The sequence below is a fragment of the Streptomyces mabaensis genome (assembly GCF_053763515.1).
The window spans coordinates 62,287-76,229 of the sequence record NZ_JBSOPZ010000019.1; the positions used below are offsets into that span (position 1 = coordinate 62,287).

The 13,943-nt window shown below is 69.9% G+C and carries 13 protein-coding genes; 3 read left to right on the forward strand and 10 right to left on the reverse strand.

All coding sequences use genetic code 11. The features are described 5' to 3' along the window. Positions 1–43: 43 nt before the first annotated feature. On the forward strand, positions 44–1,162 hold the full coding sequence (locus ACWV17_RS18705) for a phosphotransferase (RefSeq protein ID WP_455360634.1): 1,119 nt from the start codon (positions 44–46) through the stop codon (positions 1,160–1,162). Here ACWV17_RS18705 and ACWV17_RS18710 read toward each other — a convergent pair. The 7 genes from ACWV17_RS18710 to ACWV17_RS18740 form a co-directional block, all read right to left on the reverse strand. Then, entirely contained in the window at positions 1,140–2,621 is a 1,482-nt protein-coding gene (locus ACWV17_RS18710) for an APC family permease (RefSeq protein WP_455360635.1), read from the reverse strand. The two genes, ACWV17_RS18705 and ACWV17_RS18710, sit on opposite strands and share 23 nt — an antisense overlap. Positions 2,622–2,720: 99 nt before the next feature. Continuing rightward, positions 2,721–3,677 (reverse strand): PDR/VanB family oxidoreductase, encoded by a 957-nt coding sequence (locus ACWV17_RS18715; RefSeq protein WP_455360636.1) that lies wholly within the window; start codon positions 3,675–3,677, stop codon positions 2,721–2,723. Further along, on the reverse strand, positions 3,674–4,705 hold the full coding sequence (locus tag ACWV17_RS18720) for a Rieske 2Fe-2S domain-containing protein (RefSeq protein ID WP_455360637.1): 1,032 nt from the start codon (positions 4,703–4,705) through the stop codon (positions 3,674–3,676). Before ACWV17_RS18720 ends, ACWV17_RS18715 begins: the two co-directional genes overlap by 4 nt. Before the next feature lie 59 nt (positions 4,706–4,764). Further along, on the reverse strand, positions 4,765–5,547 hold the full coding sequence (locus ACWV17_RS18725; protein WP_455360638.1) for an SDR family NAD(P)-dependent oxidoreductase: 783 nt from the start codon (positions 5,545–5,547) through the stop codon (positions 4,765–4,767). After that, on the reverse strand, positions 5,544–5,981 hold the full coding sequence (locus tag ACWV17_RS18730) for a VOC family protein (protein ID WP_455360639.1): 438 nt from the start codon (positions 5,979–5,981) through the stop codon (positions 5,544–5,546). The genes ACWV17_RS18725 and ACWV17_RS18730 overlap by 4 nt, the downstream gene beginning before the upstream one ends. 5 nt (positions 5,982–5,986) lie before the next feature. After that, a complete protein-coding gene (locus tag ACWV17_RS18735) occupies positions 5,987–7,114 on the reverse strand; it encodes a C45 family autoproteolytic acyltransferase/hydolase (RefSeq protein WP_455360640.1) in 1,128 nt (375 codons plus the stop codon). Next, positions 7,111–7,947: a polysaccharide deacetylase family protein gene (locus tag ACWV17_RS18740; protein ID WP_455360641.1), complete on the reverse strand. Its 837-nt coding sequence runs from the start codon at positions 7,945–7,947 to the stop codon at positions 7,111–7,113. Before ACWV17_RS18740 ends, ACWV17_RS18735 begins: the two co-directional genes overlap by 4 nt. 248 nt (positions 7,948–8,195) lie before the next feature. Here ACWV17_RS18740 and ACWV17_RS18745 point away from each other — a divergent pair, with 248 nt between their 5' ends. After that, the gene (locus ACWV17_RS18745; protein WP_455360642.1) at positions 8,196–8,663 is read left to right on the forward strand and encodes an Lrp/AsnC family transcriptional regulator; all 468 of its coding nucleotides are present in this window, start codon (positions 8,196–8,198) and stop codon (positions 8,661–8,663) included. A gap of 239 nt (positions 8,664–8,902) precedes the next feature. On the opposite strand, the gene ACWV17_RS18750 is transcribed toward ACWV17_RS18745, so the two are convergent. The 3 genes from ACWV17_RS18750 to ACWV17_RS18760 all read right to left on the reverse strand — a co-directional run bounded on the left by ACWV17_RS18750 (position 8,903) and on the right by ACWV17_RS18760 (position 13,031). Further along, a complete protein-coding gene (locus tag ACWV17_RS18750; protein WP_455360643.1) occupies positions 8,903–9,499 on the reverse strand; it encodes a dihydrofolate reductase family protein in 597 nt (198 codons plus the stop codon). Between the two features lie 176 nt (positions 9,500–9,675). Further along, positions 9,676–12,072, reverse strand: a complete 2,397-nt coding sequence (locus ACWV17_RS18755; protein WP_455360644.1) for an ATP-binding cassette domain-containing protein — start codon at positions 12,070–12,072, stop codon at positions 9,676–9,678. A 206-nt stretch (positions 12,073–12,278) separates the two neighbouring features. Beyond that, positions 12,279–13,031, reverse strand: coding sequence for a helix-turn-helix domain-containing protein (locus ACWV17_RS18760; protein ID WP_455360645.1), 753 nt, complete (start codon positions 13,029–13,031; stop codon positions 12,279–12,281). 222 nt (positions 13,032–13,253) lie between these two features. On the opposite strand from ACWV17_RS18760, the gene ACWV17_RS18765 reads away from it, so the two are divergent. Then, entirely contained in the window at positions 13,254–13,925 is a 672-nt protein-coding gene (locus ACWV17_RS18765) for a DUF4097 family beta strand repeat-containing protein (protein WP_455360646.1), read from the forward strand. Positions 13,926–13,943 lie beyond the last annotated feature (18 nt).

The window sequence follows — 13,943 nt, forward strand, 5'->3', positions numbered from 1 at the left end:
CCCCTCTGCATCATCGGCACCAACCCAGGCGAGAGATCGGGACGTGACAGCCGAACCGGCATCCCCGACTCGGCGGCGCGCTGCCCTGCTGAGCCGGAACGAGCCCGCGCTCGAGGGGCCGCTCAAGGGCTACCACCACGAGACCTATGTGTTCCCGCTGCCTTCGGACAGTGGTATCGGGGGCAGGCAGGTTCGCTGGAAGTGCCGGGAACCGAGGAAGGGTCTGCTGTGGTTCGACCGGCGATGCTTCGACTCGGAGGACGCGCTGATCCGGGCCCTCGCGGGCCACGTCACGCGCATTCCGGACATCATCGACGTCGACGACTTCGGACTGCAGCGATTCATCGAGGGCCGCACGCTCGGCTACTACTTCACGTCGGGTGAAGCGATTCCCCTTCGGTACGTCGAACAACTCCTTGCTCTGGTCAGCGAACTGACGGCCATCCAGCCCGACATGCTGCCCATCGCCCGGAGCTGCGCGAAAGAGGACCGGCCCGACAACGGGGACACTGCCGGGTTCCTGGAGCGGCTGATCCACTTCACGGAAGAGCGCGTCTACCGTGCGCACCTCGGTGACTACGGTGCCCTGTTCCACGCGCTCGGTGTTCCGTCCGACGGCCTGGAACGGCTACGGAGACGGGTGGCGGGCCTGAGCCCCCGGCCCTTCTGCCTGCTGCATGGTGACCTGCACCGGGAGAACTTCGTCATCGACGAGCGTGACCAGCTGTGGACCATCGACTGGGAACTGGCCATGTTCGGCGACCCGCTGTACGACCTCGCCACCCACCTCTATCTGATGCGCTATCCCGCCGCCCAGGCGGCCGAGGTTTCCCGGCGTTGGCGGGATGCGGTCGAAGCGGTCCGGAGCGGCAGCTCGCGGGGCTGGGAGGAGGATCTCCCCCGGCTGCTCGACTTCAAGTCGGTCCAGTCGGTCTACACGGATGTCATCAGATCCGCCCTCACCCTGAGCGCGGAGCCGGAGCGCGAGCCGGAGCGGGCGTTCGACACGGCGCGGAGGCTGCACAGGGTCCTGGCGAGGGCCAAGGCACCGCTGGAGATGGCGGCCGTGCCGTCCGTATGGCGGGTGGAAGCGGCTCTCCTCGCCTGGCGGCGGGACCGGCGGGACCGACGGACGGTGTTCACGAGCGGTCCTCCCTCGTGATCCGGTCGTCCGTGGTGATCCGGTCCTGCACCTTGGTCCGGTAGAGCCACAGCAGCACGCCGGTCGTGAGGACCGTCAGGGCGACGGCCAGTTCCTTGTAGCCGCCGTAGCCGCTGATGGAGAAGCCGGTCGCGCCGACCACCAGGATCACGACCAGGACCGCGGCCAGTAGCCAGGCCAGCGGGACGAAGAAGCCCGGCAGGCGGATGGGGCGTACGGCGCCGGGGCGGTCCCGGCGCAGCAGCGCGAAGGCGGAGAGCGCGAGGGCGTGGGTCAGGATGTAGCCCAGGTTGCCGGTCACGATGATGGCCAGAGGCGTCTTGAGTACGGTCAGGACGAGGACGTTGATCACCAGTGCCACGACCAGTGCCCTGGCGGGGACGCCGCGTCGGTTGAGTACGCCGGCCTGCCGGACGGTCGTGCCCTCGACGCCCATGGTGTAGAGCACGCGGGATCCGTCCGCCAGGCCCGTGATCATGATGAGCAGCAAGGACCCGATCAGGAACACGATCATCAGGTCCGCGCCGCCGCCGATCAGGCTCTGGAAGGCCTGTACGTAGAAGGTCGTCGGGTCGTCGGCGATCTTCTGCTCGCCCACGTATCCGGCCAGTGCCAGCGGCATCAGGACGAACACGCCGAGGGAGAACAGCACGCCCGCGCGCAGGGCCCGCGAGGTGTCCTTGACGGTGTCCTTGTACTCGGGGGCGAACGTCGCGCAGACCTCCACCCCGAGCGAGGTCCAGGCCAGGATGTAGAGCCAGACCAGCGCCTCACGCAGTCCGGCGGCGCCGTGCAGGTTCCAGTGCAGGTTGGCCACGTTCCAGTCGCCGCTGAGGAATGGGCCGGCGATGAAGACGGCCAGCGGGACGAGCAGCATGCCGCCGGTGAGGTAGACGACCCACATCGCGGCGTGCAGGCCGGTCATCGCGGCGGCGAACAGCAGCAGGATCACCACGAGGCCGACCGCGAGGGGAAAGCTGAGTTCGGCGGGGCCGAGCCGCACGCTCCAGTTCTGGCCGGGGAACCACTGGGCCTGTACGAGTGAGCCGACGATGCCCGCGTACACCGCGAGGGACGTGGTCCAGGGGAACCAGTAGCCCATGCTGGCGAGCGGCCCGACGACGGGGGCCCGCTGCTTCCAGCCCTCGGTCGCGTAGTGCGCTATTCCGCCGGAGGAGTCGGGGAACATCGCGGCCAGTTCGGTGTAGATCCAGTTGGCGGCGGTGGCCAGCACCATGGACACGGCCCACAGCGCGACGGCGCCCCAGGCGCCCAGGCCGCCGATCGATCCGCCGAGGGAGGCGACGAGGGCGGCCGGCATGGTCAGCGACATGGCGAAGCCGTCGTACCAGCGCATCTTCTTGGCCATGACGGGGGACGAGGCGTGGGGTGTGGCTGACTGATCGGGCCCGCCGGGCCGGCCGGGCTGATCCGGCTGGACGACTTGCTGGGATGACATGTGTGGCCCCTTCGGGGGAGCGCGGGTACGTGGACGGTGGACGTACGGCGTGCCGGGACGGCGACATGTGGGGCTGGGGTGCGAGAGGGCCTTGCGTCGTCACAGATCGAGGACGAGGCGGTCCCCGAGGCAGCGGGAGACGCAGATCATCATGGTGCAGCCGCCGGTCTTCTCCTCCGGGGTGAGGAGGTCGTCCCGGTGATCGGGGACGCCTTCGAGGACCTTGGTCTCGCAGCTGCCGCAGATGCCCATCTCGCAGGAGGAGTCCGCGCTGACTCCCGCCTCGCGGACGACCTCCAGAACGCTCCGGTCCGCGGGCACCGTGAGGGTCAGGCCGGAGCGGGACAGCCGCACCGTGAAGCTCTGCCCCCGCGAGGTACCGCCCGACGGGTCCTGCGGGTTCGACGGGACCGGCGGGGTGAAGCGTTCGGTGTGCACCGGGCCGGGGTGCAGCTCGCGGACGGCGGTGAGCAGGCCGTCCGGGCCGCAGGCGTAGACCGTGGCGTCGGGCCAGGGGGAGAGGAAGCCGGCGAGGTCGGGCAGTCCGGTCTCGTCCTGGGGAGCCACGGTGACCCGGGCCGGCGGAAGTTCGTCCAGGAAGGCCATGGTGGTGCGGGAGCGGCCGCCGTACAGCATCCGCCAGGGCTTCCCCAGCGCGGTCAGCCGGTGTGCCATCGGCAGCAGCGGGGTGATGCCGATGCCGCCGGCGACAAGCAAGTACCGCTCGGCATCGACCAGTTCGAAGTGGTTGCGCGGCACCGAGACCGGGAGGGTGTCGCCCGTACGTACCCGGTCGTGGGTGTGGACCGAGCCGCCCCGGCCGCCGGGGACGCGCAGGACGGCGACGCGGTAGTGGGTCGGGTCGCCCGGATCGGAGCACAGCGAGTACGGGCGGATCAGGCCGGGAGCGAGGTGCAGGTCGACATGGGCCCCCGGGGTCCAGGACGGCAGCGGTGCGCCGCCCGGATCGACGAGGGTCAGGGCCAGCACGCCGTCGGCGACGAGTTCCGTACGCGCGACGCGCAGGACGGGAGGTGCGTCGTTCCGGTTCGTCATGGCTGCCCCTGGGCGGGAACGGCTTCACGGGTCAGCAGGAGTTCGGTGCGTCGCATCAGCTCGCCGAACGCGCGCCGGTAGTTGAGCGTGAACAGATCGGCCGGGGCGGAGTATTCGGGGAACTCGCCGTCCCACGGGACTTCGCGGGGCTGGAGGCCTTCCACGATCGGCAGATCCTCCAGGTACACCATCTCCTCGACCCGCAGGCACTCCTCCAGCGAGTCGCCGCGGAAGTCCCGCTCGTTGGCCACGCCCCAGAAGATCTTGACCTGTTCGTACGAGACGGGGGACGGGAAGCCGGCCACCACGCGCAGGCCCGCGCGCTCGTAGTGGTAACTGATGCTGGCGAAGCCGGGTGCGGTGCACTGGTACGCCATCAGACAGTCGCCCTGGGCGGCCCAGTCGCCGGAACTCGCGTCCAGCGTGCGGTGCATGTGGACGTCCAGGCCGTCGCGGCGAACCTCCAGGGGTTCGACGACCTCGGGGGTGGGGCCCATCGACACCTTGTGCACGAACGGGAAGTGCGCCACGTCGCGGAAGTTCTCGATCGCGACCGCCACCCCGGTCGACGAGTCGAGCGGGTCGGCGGCCAGCCAGACCAGGTCACGGCCGCGCCACCCCTCGGGGTCGTACAGCTCGGTGACGGGCTCCTCCAGCACCGTCCACACATGCCCGAAGCGCTCGACGGCGGGGTAGGCGCGGACGGCCGCCTTCGGTGGGATACGGCTCTGGTCGGCGAGGGACGGCACGCGGGTGCAGTGGCCGTCGGCCCCGTCGAACCGCCAGCCGTGGTACGGGCAGCCGATGGAGCGGTCGTGCACCTCACCGAGGGACAGGTCCGCGCCCCGGTGCGGGCAGCGACGGGCGGTGACCCGGGCGGTGCCGTCGGCGTCCCGGAACGCGACGAGCTGCTCGCCGAGCAGTACGGCCGGCTGCGGCGTGCCGAGGTCGGTGGAGCGCGCCACGGGGAACCAGGAGTGCCGCATGGCTCGTTCGGCCTGGTCGCGTTTGGTGAGCTGAGAGGACATGAGCGTGGTCCTTTCGGGGGTTGAGCCGGGTTCTTGGGGCGGGAGGTCGGGGCGGCGGCTCAGATGCCGACGAGGAGGGCGCCGCCGTTGACGGGGATGGTCTGGCCGGTGATGAATCCGCCGGTGTCGGCGGCGAGGAACGCCACCACTTCGGCGATCTCCGAGGGGTCGGCCAGCCGGCCGATCGGCACGGCGGCGACTTCGTCCGCGTAGTTCTCCCGCGGCACCATGCGGGTGGCCACGGCGCCGGGCGCGACCGCGTTGACCATGATCCGCTCGCCGGCGAACTCCTTGGCCAGCGTTTTCATCAGGCCCAGCTGGGCTGCCTTGGAGACCATGTAGCCGTAGCTGTGGCCGTCGGGCACCTGGCCCCACTGGGAGGAGATGAAGATGACGCGGGCGGCGGAGCTGCGGCGCAGTTCCGGCAGGGCGGCCCGGGTCAGATAGAGCGGAGCCCGGACGTTGACCGCCAGCAGCCGGTCGAAGTCCTCGTCGTCGGTGTCGGCGAGTCCGGTCATGGAGAACATCAGCCCAGCGTTGTGTACGAGGATGTCGAGCCCGCCGAGCGCGGAGGCCGCGGCACCGACCAGTTGCTCGGCCTGGGCCCGTACGGTGATGTCCGCGGTGAACGGCACCGTGGTGCCGCCCGCGGCGGTGATCTCGGCGGCGGTCCTGGAGAGTTCCGCCTCGTCCAGGTCGGCCAGCGCGACCGACGCGCCTCGGACCGCCAGAGCCAGGGCGTGCGCCCGTCCCATGCCGCGGCTCGCGCCGGTGATCAGCGCCCGGCGCCCGGTCAGGTCGCGCGGGCCGGCGGACGCGCGGGTGGGGCCGGGGGCGCTCATGCCGCACCCGCCGTGGCCGCTGTGGTCTTGTGCGGCTCGGTGACGTACAGCATGTTGCCGTCCGGGTCGTAGAACGGCCGGTAGCGGTACCAGGTGCCGGACGGGTGCTTCCAGACGATCTCGTTCGCCGTCACCCACTCGACCCGGCCGTCCAGGGCGGCGAAGGCGTCGTCCAGGTTGTCGACCTCGAAGGCGAACGAGTCGAGCCCCGGCGCGTTCTCGGCATTGACCTCGGTGCGGCGCGGTGCGTGCGTACCGGCCTCGGACTTGAAGATGTAGAGGGTGAGGTTGCCGAGGTCGACGGCTGCCCACTCCTCGTCCGGCTGGTACGGCAGCTGGAACGGGAGTCCGAGGGTGTGGTGGTAGAAGTCCACGAGCCGCTGTACGTCGTGGGTGAGGATGTCCATGTTGTCGATGCGCTTGAGCCGGATCACGTGGATCACTCCTTTGTCGCTCGGGAGGGAGTTGCTTCGCAGGGCGGGCCGGCGCTGATGCGCAGTCCGCAGGTGGTGAAGTCGAGTTGGGCGGTGGCCAGCGTCTGGAACTCGTCCGGCCGGCCGGAGGCGGCGTGCACGCAGACAGGACCGGTGTGGTCGCTCAGGGCCTCCCGTGCCTCGGCCTCGGTCAGGTCGGGGCCGCGCCCGGTGAGTCGGCGCCGTAGCACCTCGTAACGGACGAGCGTGTCCGGGGCGGTCACGGGTTCGGTGTCGCCCGGAGCGCCCGGCTGCGTCAGGAAGTGGTTGGTGTGCAGCAGCAGTCCGTCGGGGTCGGGCAGTACGTGCCCGGGGCCGCCGGGCCACAGCTCGGTGGCGATCGCCGTCTTTCCGGCCCGCAGCCCCCCGACCGCGGTGATGGTGGTGGACGCCGACACGCGCGCGGACCCGAGGATTCTGAGCGCGTCGGTCACCGAGCCGGCCTCGTCCAGCAGCCGCCGCGCCACCACATGGACCGGCACACCGATCGCTCCGCCGTCGTGCCGGTGGTGCAGGATGTTGAACAGCGCGCCGACGCCCCGGTCGTTGATGCCGATCTTGCCGACGATTCCGTACTCGGTGAGGGTGACCGTGCGCCGCCCGGAGGCGTGCGGGATCTCCCACTCGAGCCAGTTGTCCGCGAGCCCGGCGTACCAGTCCCAGTTCTGTACGGCCAGCGGCTCCTCGCCCGGACCGCGCAGTGCCACGAGCGTGGTGCACTCACCAGGGGCGGGGGCCCGTACCGAGGCCGACCCCGACCCCGACCCCGGGCCGGGGACGGAAGCGGGCGGGCGGACGGCGCGGCCAGCCAGGATTTCCGTCCTGGCGTTGATGGCCGCGACAGCGGTCACCGGCAGGGCAGCGCCCTCGGCGATCCCCCTGATCTCCGCTGCCAGGTCCGGCGCCCACTCCTCGGCCGCCGCGAGCGCCGCAGCGCCCGGCCCGTCCAGGCCGCTGACTCCGGACCGGGTGAAGAGGACGCGGTACGCGTCCACCGTCCCGGCCACTTGCGAACGCCAGGTTTCGCCGAACTCCCGTCCGCGCTCCCGCGGAGTGACCGCGGTGGAGACGAACCGCGTGTGCCGGGCGCTCATCGCGGCGCGGAGAGCAGCGGCCGGACGTGCGCGGCGACGTCGGCGAGCGGAGCCTGCCAGCTACCGCCGACACGACTGATCTCCTCGATCAGTCGCACCAGCTCGACGAACCGCTGCGGACGGCCGATGACTTCGGGGTGCATCGTGTAGACGACGTGCCGCCGTTCGGCCCTGGCGACCGTGTACTCGGCCAGCCAGGAGGTGTAGAGCTCCCCGGGCGGGGCGGTGTTGCCTCCGGTGTCGATGTTCCAGCCGTACCGGGGCCAGTCGTCGAGCGACCAGTGGACCGGCAGTTCGAGCAGCGTGCTGCCGTCGTGGACCTCGTAGTACGGCCGGTCGTCCCCCATGCAGGAGGAGTCGTAGTCGAACCCGTGCTCGATCAGCAGGTCGAACGTCTCGGGGGTCAACTCCCAGGAGGCGGAGCGGTATCCGACCGGTGTCGGCGCCCCCGCCCCGGCCAGTGCGGCCAGCCCCTGCTCGATCTCCGCGCGCTGCTCGGCCGGGGTGGCCTTGTCGCTGCGCAGATGCATATGGCCGTGGTGTCCCACCTCGTGGCCTGCTTCCAGAATGTCCTGGATGGTGCCGGGATACAGCTCGGCGGTGTGACCGGGCACGAAGAACGTGCCGCGTATGCCGTGCTCGGAGAGCAGGCGCAGGATGCGGGGCATGCCCCGGACCACGCCGTACCGGCCCTCCGACAGGGTGGTCAGCCGGCTGGCGTAGGACTCACCCTCGCCGAGCCAGCCGGCCTCCGCGTCGACATCGAAGGTGAAGGACACAGCTGCTTCGGCCCCGTGGGGCCAGGCGAAGTGGGGTGGCTCGGGCGTCGGCATCACTGTCTCCTTGCGCATCCAGGAAGGTCTCACGCTCTGCAATGCGGATCTATGGGCCGGCGTGGGCGCGCATTGCGTTATGAACGGAACCGTACGCTGCGCGATGCGCAAGTTCAATAGTTTGCGACTGCGCGATGCGGAGACGTGAGCGGGTCTGGGTGCGCAATCAGGGCGCCTGCGGGTGGACTGCTGCGCAATGCATGATCCACATCGGGTCTTGCGCCCGGGATCCCTCTAGGATCGGGGGCATGACCGAACTGGATGACCTGGACCGCGCGATCATCGCCGAGCTGGAACAGGACGGGCGCCGGGCATTCCGTGAGATCGGCCGCTCACTGAACGTCTCCGAAGGCACGGTGCGCAGCCGCTTCCGGCGCCTGGAGGAGGCGGGCATCCTCAAGATCGCCGCCTTCGCGGACCCCGGCCGGTTCCGCCACGGCCGGCTGGCCCTGCTGTTCCTGCGGGTCGCCCCCGAGCACCACGACGCGGTCGTTGCCGCGCTCTGTTCGTACGCGGAGGTCAGCTACGTCTCCACGATGCTGGGCCGGGCGGATGTCTTCGCCCAGGTCCTGGTCGCCGACGACACCGAACTGTGGGAGTTCCTGCAACGGCGGGTCCGCCCCTTGGAAGGCGTCCTGGACACCGAGTCCACCCTCGAAATAGCGGTCCACAAACTCTGGTTCGACGGGCATCCCACCCGACCGCCGGCGCAGTAGCAGCAGGAGCAGGAGCTACTTGGGTCTGTGGGCCAGGAAGAAGGCCTGCTGTCCTTGCCGGGGTCTCTCGCTCTCGTCGGGCTCGCGGATCAGCCGGGCGTCGACGGTGAGCCCGGCCCTGCCCAGCAGCTCGGCGTCGATTCGGTCACGACCGAGGACTGTAAGCGGACTGGGTCCTGTGTCTGCAAGGGCACCGGGAGTGACCCTGCCGCAAGGGAGTCCCGGCGCCCCGCCGCGACCTACTGCTCGATGACCGGCCGGTAGGTGCACACGTGCACGCCCGTGCCGCTGATGACCGTGGAGACCAGCTCGAGCGTGCGCAGCGCACCGTCGTCGGGGAAGATCGACTTACCGCCGCCGAGGAGCACCGGCATGATCATGAGCCGGAGCTCGTCGACCAGGCCCTCGCTCAGGAGGGTGCGCACGAGCGTGGGGCTCCCCATGACCAACAGGTCGCCGCCGTCGGTCTTGTGCAGCTCCCGGATGCGGGCGACGGCCTCGTCGCCGGGGATGCGACTGGTGTTGTCCCACGTCAGCTCGTCGTCGCCCAGCGTGCTGGACACGACGTACTTCCGGATGGCGTTCAGCCGGTCGGCGAACGGGTCGCCGGCCCGCTCGGGCCACGCCGCGGCCATCGTCCCCCACGTACGGCGGCCGAACAGCAGCGCCTCGGCCTTGCTCATCGCGTCGTCGAAGGCGCCGCCCACCACCTCCGGGTCGAAGAACGGATGCGTCCAGCCGCCGTGGGCAAAGCCACCGTCGGTGTCCTCGCCGGGTCCGCCCGGCGCCTGCACGACGCCGTCCAGGCTGATGAACTCACTGATCACGATGCGCATGGGACTCGCTCCTCATTCTCAACTCCGGGTGTACGGCAATAGAGACTGCCGCGCCGCCCCGAAATCATCGCGCTCACGCCATCCCGCTGTGCGGGTTTCGCTGATGCGGGGAGATGCAGGGAGTCCGAGAGCTTCACCCACGCACGTGGGTGAAGCACCGGCCGCCGAACTCGCGGTCAGGCGCCGACGTAGGCCGCGAGGTGCTCGCCGGTGAGGGTGGGACGGGCGGCGACGAGGTCGGCGGGGGTGCCCTCGAAGACGATCCGGCCGCCGTCGTGGCCGGCGCCGGGGCCGAGGTCGACGATCCAGTCGGCGTGTGCCATGACCGCCTGGTGGTGCTCGATGACGATGACCGACTTGCCGGAGTCGACGAGCCGGTCGAGCAGGCCGAGCAGCTGCTCGACGTCGGCGAGGTGGAGACCGGTCGTCGGCTCGTCGAGGACGTAGACGCCGCCCTTCTCGGCCATGTGGGTGGCCAGCTTGAGCCGCTGCCGCTCGCCGCCGGACAGCGTGGTGAGCGGCTGGCCGAGGCTGAGGTAGCCGAGCCCGACGTCGGCGAGCCGGTCGAGGATGCGGTGCGCGGCCGGCGTGCGCGCCTCGCCGGCGCCGAAGAACTCCTCGGCCTCGGTCACCGACATTGCGAGCACCTCGCTGATGTCGCGGCCGCCGAGGGTGTACTCGAGGACCGATGCCTGGAAGCGCTTCCCCTCGCAGTCCTCGCAGGTGGTTTCGACGCCGGCCATCATCGCCAGGTCGGTGTAGATGACGCCGGCGCCATTGCAGGTGGGGCAGGCGCCTTCGGAGTTGGCGCTGAACAGCGCCGGCTTCACGCCGTTGGCCTTCGCGAACGCCTTGCGGATCGGGTCGAGCAGTCCGGTGTACGTCGCCGGGTTGCTCCGTCGCGAGCCCTTGATTGGTGCCTGGTCGACCGACACCACGCCCGCGGAGCCGGGGACGGAGCCGTGGATCAGTGAGCTCTTGCCGGAGCCGGCGACGCCGGTGACGACGCACAGCACCCCGAGCGGGATGTCGACGTCGACGCCTTGGAGGTTGTTGCGCGTGGCGCCGCGGATCTCCAGCGTGCCGGTGGGCTTGCGCACCGTGTCCTTGAGTGCGGCCCGGTCGTCGAGGTGGCGGCCGGTGATGGTGTCGCTGGCGCGCAGCCCCTCGATGGTGCCCTCGAAGCAGACGGTGCCGCCCGCCGTACCCGCGCCGGGGCCGAGGTCGACGACGTGGTCGGCGATCGCGATGGCCTCGGGCTTGTGCTCGACGACCAGCACCGTGTTGCCCTTGTCCCGCAGTCGAAGGAGCAGGTCGTTCATCCGCTGGATGTCATGGGGGTGCAGGCCGATGGTGGGCTCGTCGAAGACGTAGGTGACGTCGGTGAGCGAGGAACCGAGGTGGCGGATCATCTTGACGCGCTGCGCCTCGCCGCCCGACAGCGTGCCCGCCGGCCGGTCGAGCGAGAGGTAGCCGAGGCCGATCTCCACGAACGAGTCGAGGGTCTGCTGCAGCGCGGTGAGCAACGGCGCCACCGACGGCTCCTTGAGGCCGCGGACCCATTCGGCCAGGTCGCGGATCTCCATTGCGCACGCGTCGGCGATGCTGATCTGCTTGATCTTGGACGACCGTGCCCCCTCGCTGAGCCGGGTGCCGCCGCACTCAGGGCACGTGGTGAAGGTGACCGCCCGCTCCACGAACGCACGGATGTGCGGCTGCATCGCCTCCTTGTCCTTGGACAGGAACGACTTCTGGATCTTGGGGATCAGCCCCTCGTAGGTGAGGTTGACCCCGTTGACCTTGACCTTGGTCGGCTCGCGGTAGAGGAAGTCCTGCATCTCCTTCTTGGTGAACTTGGCGATCGGCTTGTTCGGGTCGAGGAAGCCTGACTCGGCGTAGATCCCCACGGTCCACACGTTGTCCGACTTCCAGCCGGGGATGGTGAACGCGCCCTCGGCGATCGACTTGGAGTCGTCGTAGAGCTGGGTGAGGTCGATGTCGGAGACCGTGCCCCGGCCTTCGCAGCGCGTGCACATGCCGCCGGTGCGGTTGAAGGTCACCTTCTCCGTCTTGGTCTTGGCTGCACCGCGGTCGACCGTGAACCCACCGCTCGCCCGGACCGAGGCGGTGTTGAAGGAGTACGCGCTGGGCGGGCCGATGTGCGGCTTCCCGAGCCGGCTGAAGAGGATGCGCAGCATCGCGTTGGCGTCGGTGGCGGTGCCGACCGTGGAGCGGGGGTCGGCACCCATCCGCTGCTGGTCGACGATGATCGCCGTCGTCAGCCCGTCGAGTACGTCGACCTCGGGCCGCGCGAGCGTCGGCATGAACCCCTGCACGAAGGTGCTGTAGGTCTCATTGATCATCCGCTGTGACTCCGCGGCGATCGTGGCGAACACCAGGGAGCTCTTGCCCGAGCCGGAGACGCCGGTGAACACCGTCAGCCGGCGCTTCGGGAGCTCGATGCTGACGTCCTTGAGGTTGTTCACGCGCGCGCCGTGCACGCGGATCAGATCGTGGCTGTCCGCAGCGTGCAGCGCAGGCGACTGCGTGTCCGTCCTCGTGGCCATGCTCATCGTGTCTCCCTCTGTCGGGCTCTGTCGGGCGGGGCCGCCTTCGCGGTTTCCGTCGGCGTCGCCTGGCTCGATCTAACCAGCTTCAGCGGTACGTCTGGTCAGCTTTTCGCATAGGCCCGTGGACCCTTTGGGCGCTGGTCACGCGGCGCGCCCGCCGAGGCGTCGTGCGGCGCGGGGGGATCCGCCGGATGTCCACCGGTCGTCCTTCAGCCGTCCGAACTCGGCGCGGCAGCGCCGTTCGAGGCCGTTTCGGGTTGCGTGTGGAGGACGTCGCGGGCCTGCTCCGCGGCGCGGGTGATGGCCTCGCTGACGAAGTCGAGGAAGCGGGCGATGTTCTCGAGGCGGTCGGCGGCCGGGGTGTCGGGGCCGAGGATGCCGACGCCCTGCCGTGCTGTCTCGACGAGCTGGGCGGTGGACCGGGCGCTGGCCATCATCGACTGGAACCAGACGTCGTTGTCGACGACGTAGCGCTCGCGGCGGCGTTCGTCGCGTTCCCGGCGCACGAGGTCCTGGCTCTCGAGGTACGAGATCGCTTTGGAGACGGACGCCGGGCTGACCTGGAGGCGCTGGACGAGTTCGGACGCGGTGAGGCTGCCGGCGTCGGTAGTGAAGAGGCAGGTCAGCACCCGGGACATCATCTTGGGCAGGCCCGATCCCATGAGGGCGGTGGTGAACACCTCCTCGTACTCGCGCACGGCTTCGGCGTCGCGTCCATGTGCCTGCGGGGGCGACTCGGGCCCCCGGGGTGCGGTCTGCCGGCGCCGGTGGGCGCGGCGTTCGGTGGCGCGGTGGGCGAGGTCGGCGCGGTAGGCGGTGGGGCCGCCGTTGCGCATCACCTCGCGCGTGATCGTCGATGTCGGACGATCGAGACGTCTGGCGATCTCCGCGTAGGCGAGGCCGTCGGCCAGCCCCAGTGCGATCTGCTGACGTTCCTGCTGAGTGAGCCTGCCTCCCGGCATCACGGTCTCCTTCGTGCTCCTTGGTGCCCCCACCATAGCGTTCATCGTCAATTCATTGCAATGAATGCGGGGAGGGTTGTTGCGTTAGGTCTCAGGCCATTGCAATGAATTCTCTCGTTTTACCTGCAGTGATGGCAATCGCGCGCAACGAACGTGTTGCCAGATCAGTGAATGCAACGTAGCTTTTCCATCATCAGAAACAACGGGCCGAAGGAGAGCACGATGCAGAAGTTCGACACCCCCGCCGCAGTCTCAGCCGTCCTGGACATCCCCGCGGGACGCATCCGGTTCATCGCCGCCGACCGGGCCGACACCACGGTCGAGGTCCTGCCCGAGGACGCCTCGAAGGGCCGCGACGTGAAGACGGCCGAGCAGACCGAAGTCGCCTACAGCGACGGCGTGCTGCGGATCGAGGTACCGGCGGCGAAGAACCGGATCCTCGGTCCTTCCGGATCCATCGAGGTGACCGTCCAGCTGCCCGCCGGCTCCCGCATCGAGGCGAAGGCAGCCCGTGCCGAGTTCCGGGGCGTCGGGCGGCTCGGAGACGTGGCCTTCGAGGGCGCGCAGGGCACGGTGAAGCTCGACGAGGCCGCGAGCGCCCGCCTCACCCTCAGCGCCGGCGACATCACGGTCGGCCGCCTGACCGATGCTGCCGAGATCAGCACCCAGAAGGGCGACATCCACGTCACCGAGGCCGTGCGCGGCGCGGTCGTACTGCGCACCGAGCACGGCGAGATCTCGGTCGGGGCCGCCCGCGGAGTCTCCGCCTCCCTGGACGCCGGCACCGGATACGGCCGGGTCAACAACGCGCTCAAGAACACCGACGGCGCCGCCGCCGGTCTGAACATCCACGCGACCACCGCCTACGGCGACATCACCGCCCGCAGCCTGTAATCCGCAGCCGGCAGAAGG

Bases quoted from the DNA above. Each gene is read 5' to 3' on its own strand.
- ACWV17_RS18735 (WP_455360640.1), bottom strand. From the start codon at position 7,114: ATGAGCGCCCGGCACACGCGGTTCGTCTCCACCGCGGTCACTCCGCGG.
- ACWV17_RS18760 (WP_455360645.1), bottom strand. From the start codon at position 13,031: ATGCCGGGAGGCAGGCTCACTCAGCAGGAACGTCAGCAGATCGCACTG.
- ACWV17_RS18755 (WP_455360644.1), bottom strand. From the start codon at position 12,072: ATGAGCATGGCCACGAGGACGGACACGCAGTCGCCTGCGCTGCACGCT.
- ACWV17_RS18740 (WP_455360641.1), bottom strand. From the start codon at position 7,947: ATGCCGACGCCCGAGCCACCCCACTTCGCCTGGCCCCACGGGGCCGAA.
- ACWV17_RS18715 (WP_455360636.1), bottom strand. From the start codon at position 3,677: ATGACGAACCGGAACGACGCACCTCCCGTCCTGCGCGTCGCGCGTACG.
- ACWV17_RS18765 (WP_455360646.1), top strand. From the start codon at position 13,254: ATGCAGAAGTTCGACACCCCCGCCGCAGTCTCAGCCGTCCTGGACATC.
- ACWV17_RS18725 (WP_455360638.1), bottom strand. From the start codon at position 5,547: ATGAGCGCCCCCGGCCCCACCCGCGCGTCCGCCGGCCCGCGCGACCTG.
- ACWV17_RS18720 (WP_455360637.1), bottom strand. From the start codon at position 4,705: ATGTCCTCTCAGCTCACCAAACGCGACCAGGCCGAACGAGCCATGCGG.
- ACWV17_RS18710 (WP_455360635.1), bottom strand. From the start codon at position 2,621: ATGTCATCCCAGCAAGTCGTCCAGCCGGATCAGCCCGGCCGGCCCGGC.
- ACWV17_RS18750 (WP_455360643.1), bottom strand. From the start codon at position 9,499: ATGCGCATCGTGATCAGTGAGTTCATCAGCCTGGACGGCGTCGTGCAG.
- ACWV17_RS18745 (WP_455360642.1), top strand. From the start codon at position 8,196: ATGACCGAACTGGATGACCTGGACCGCGCGATCATCGCCGAGCTGGAA.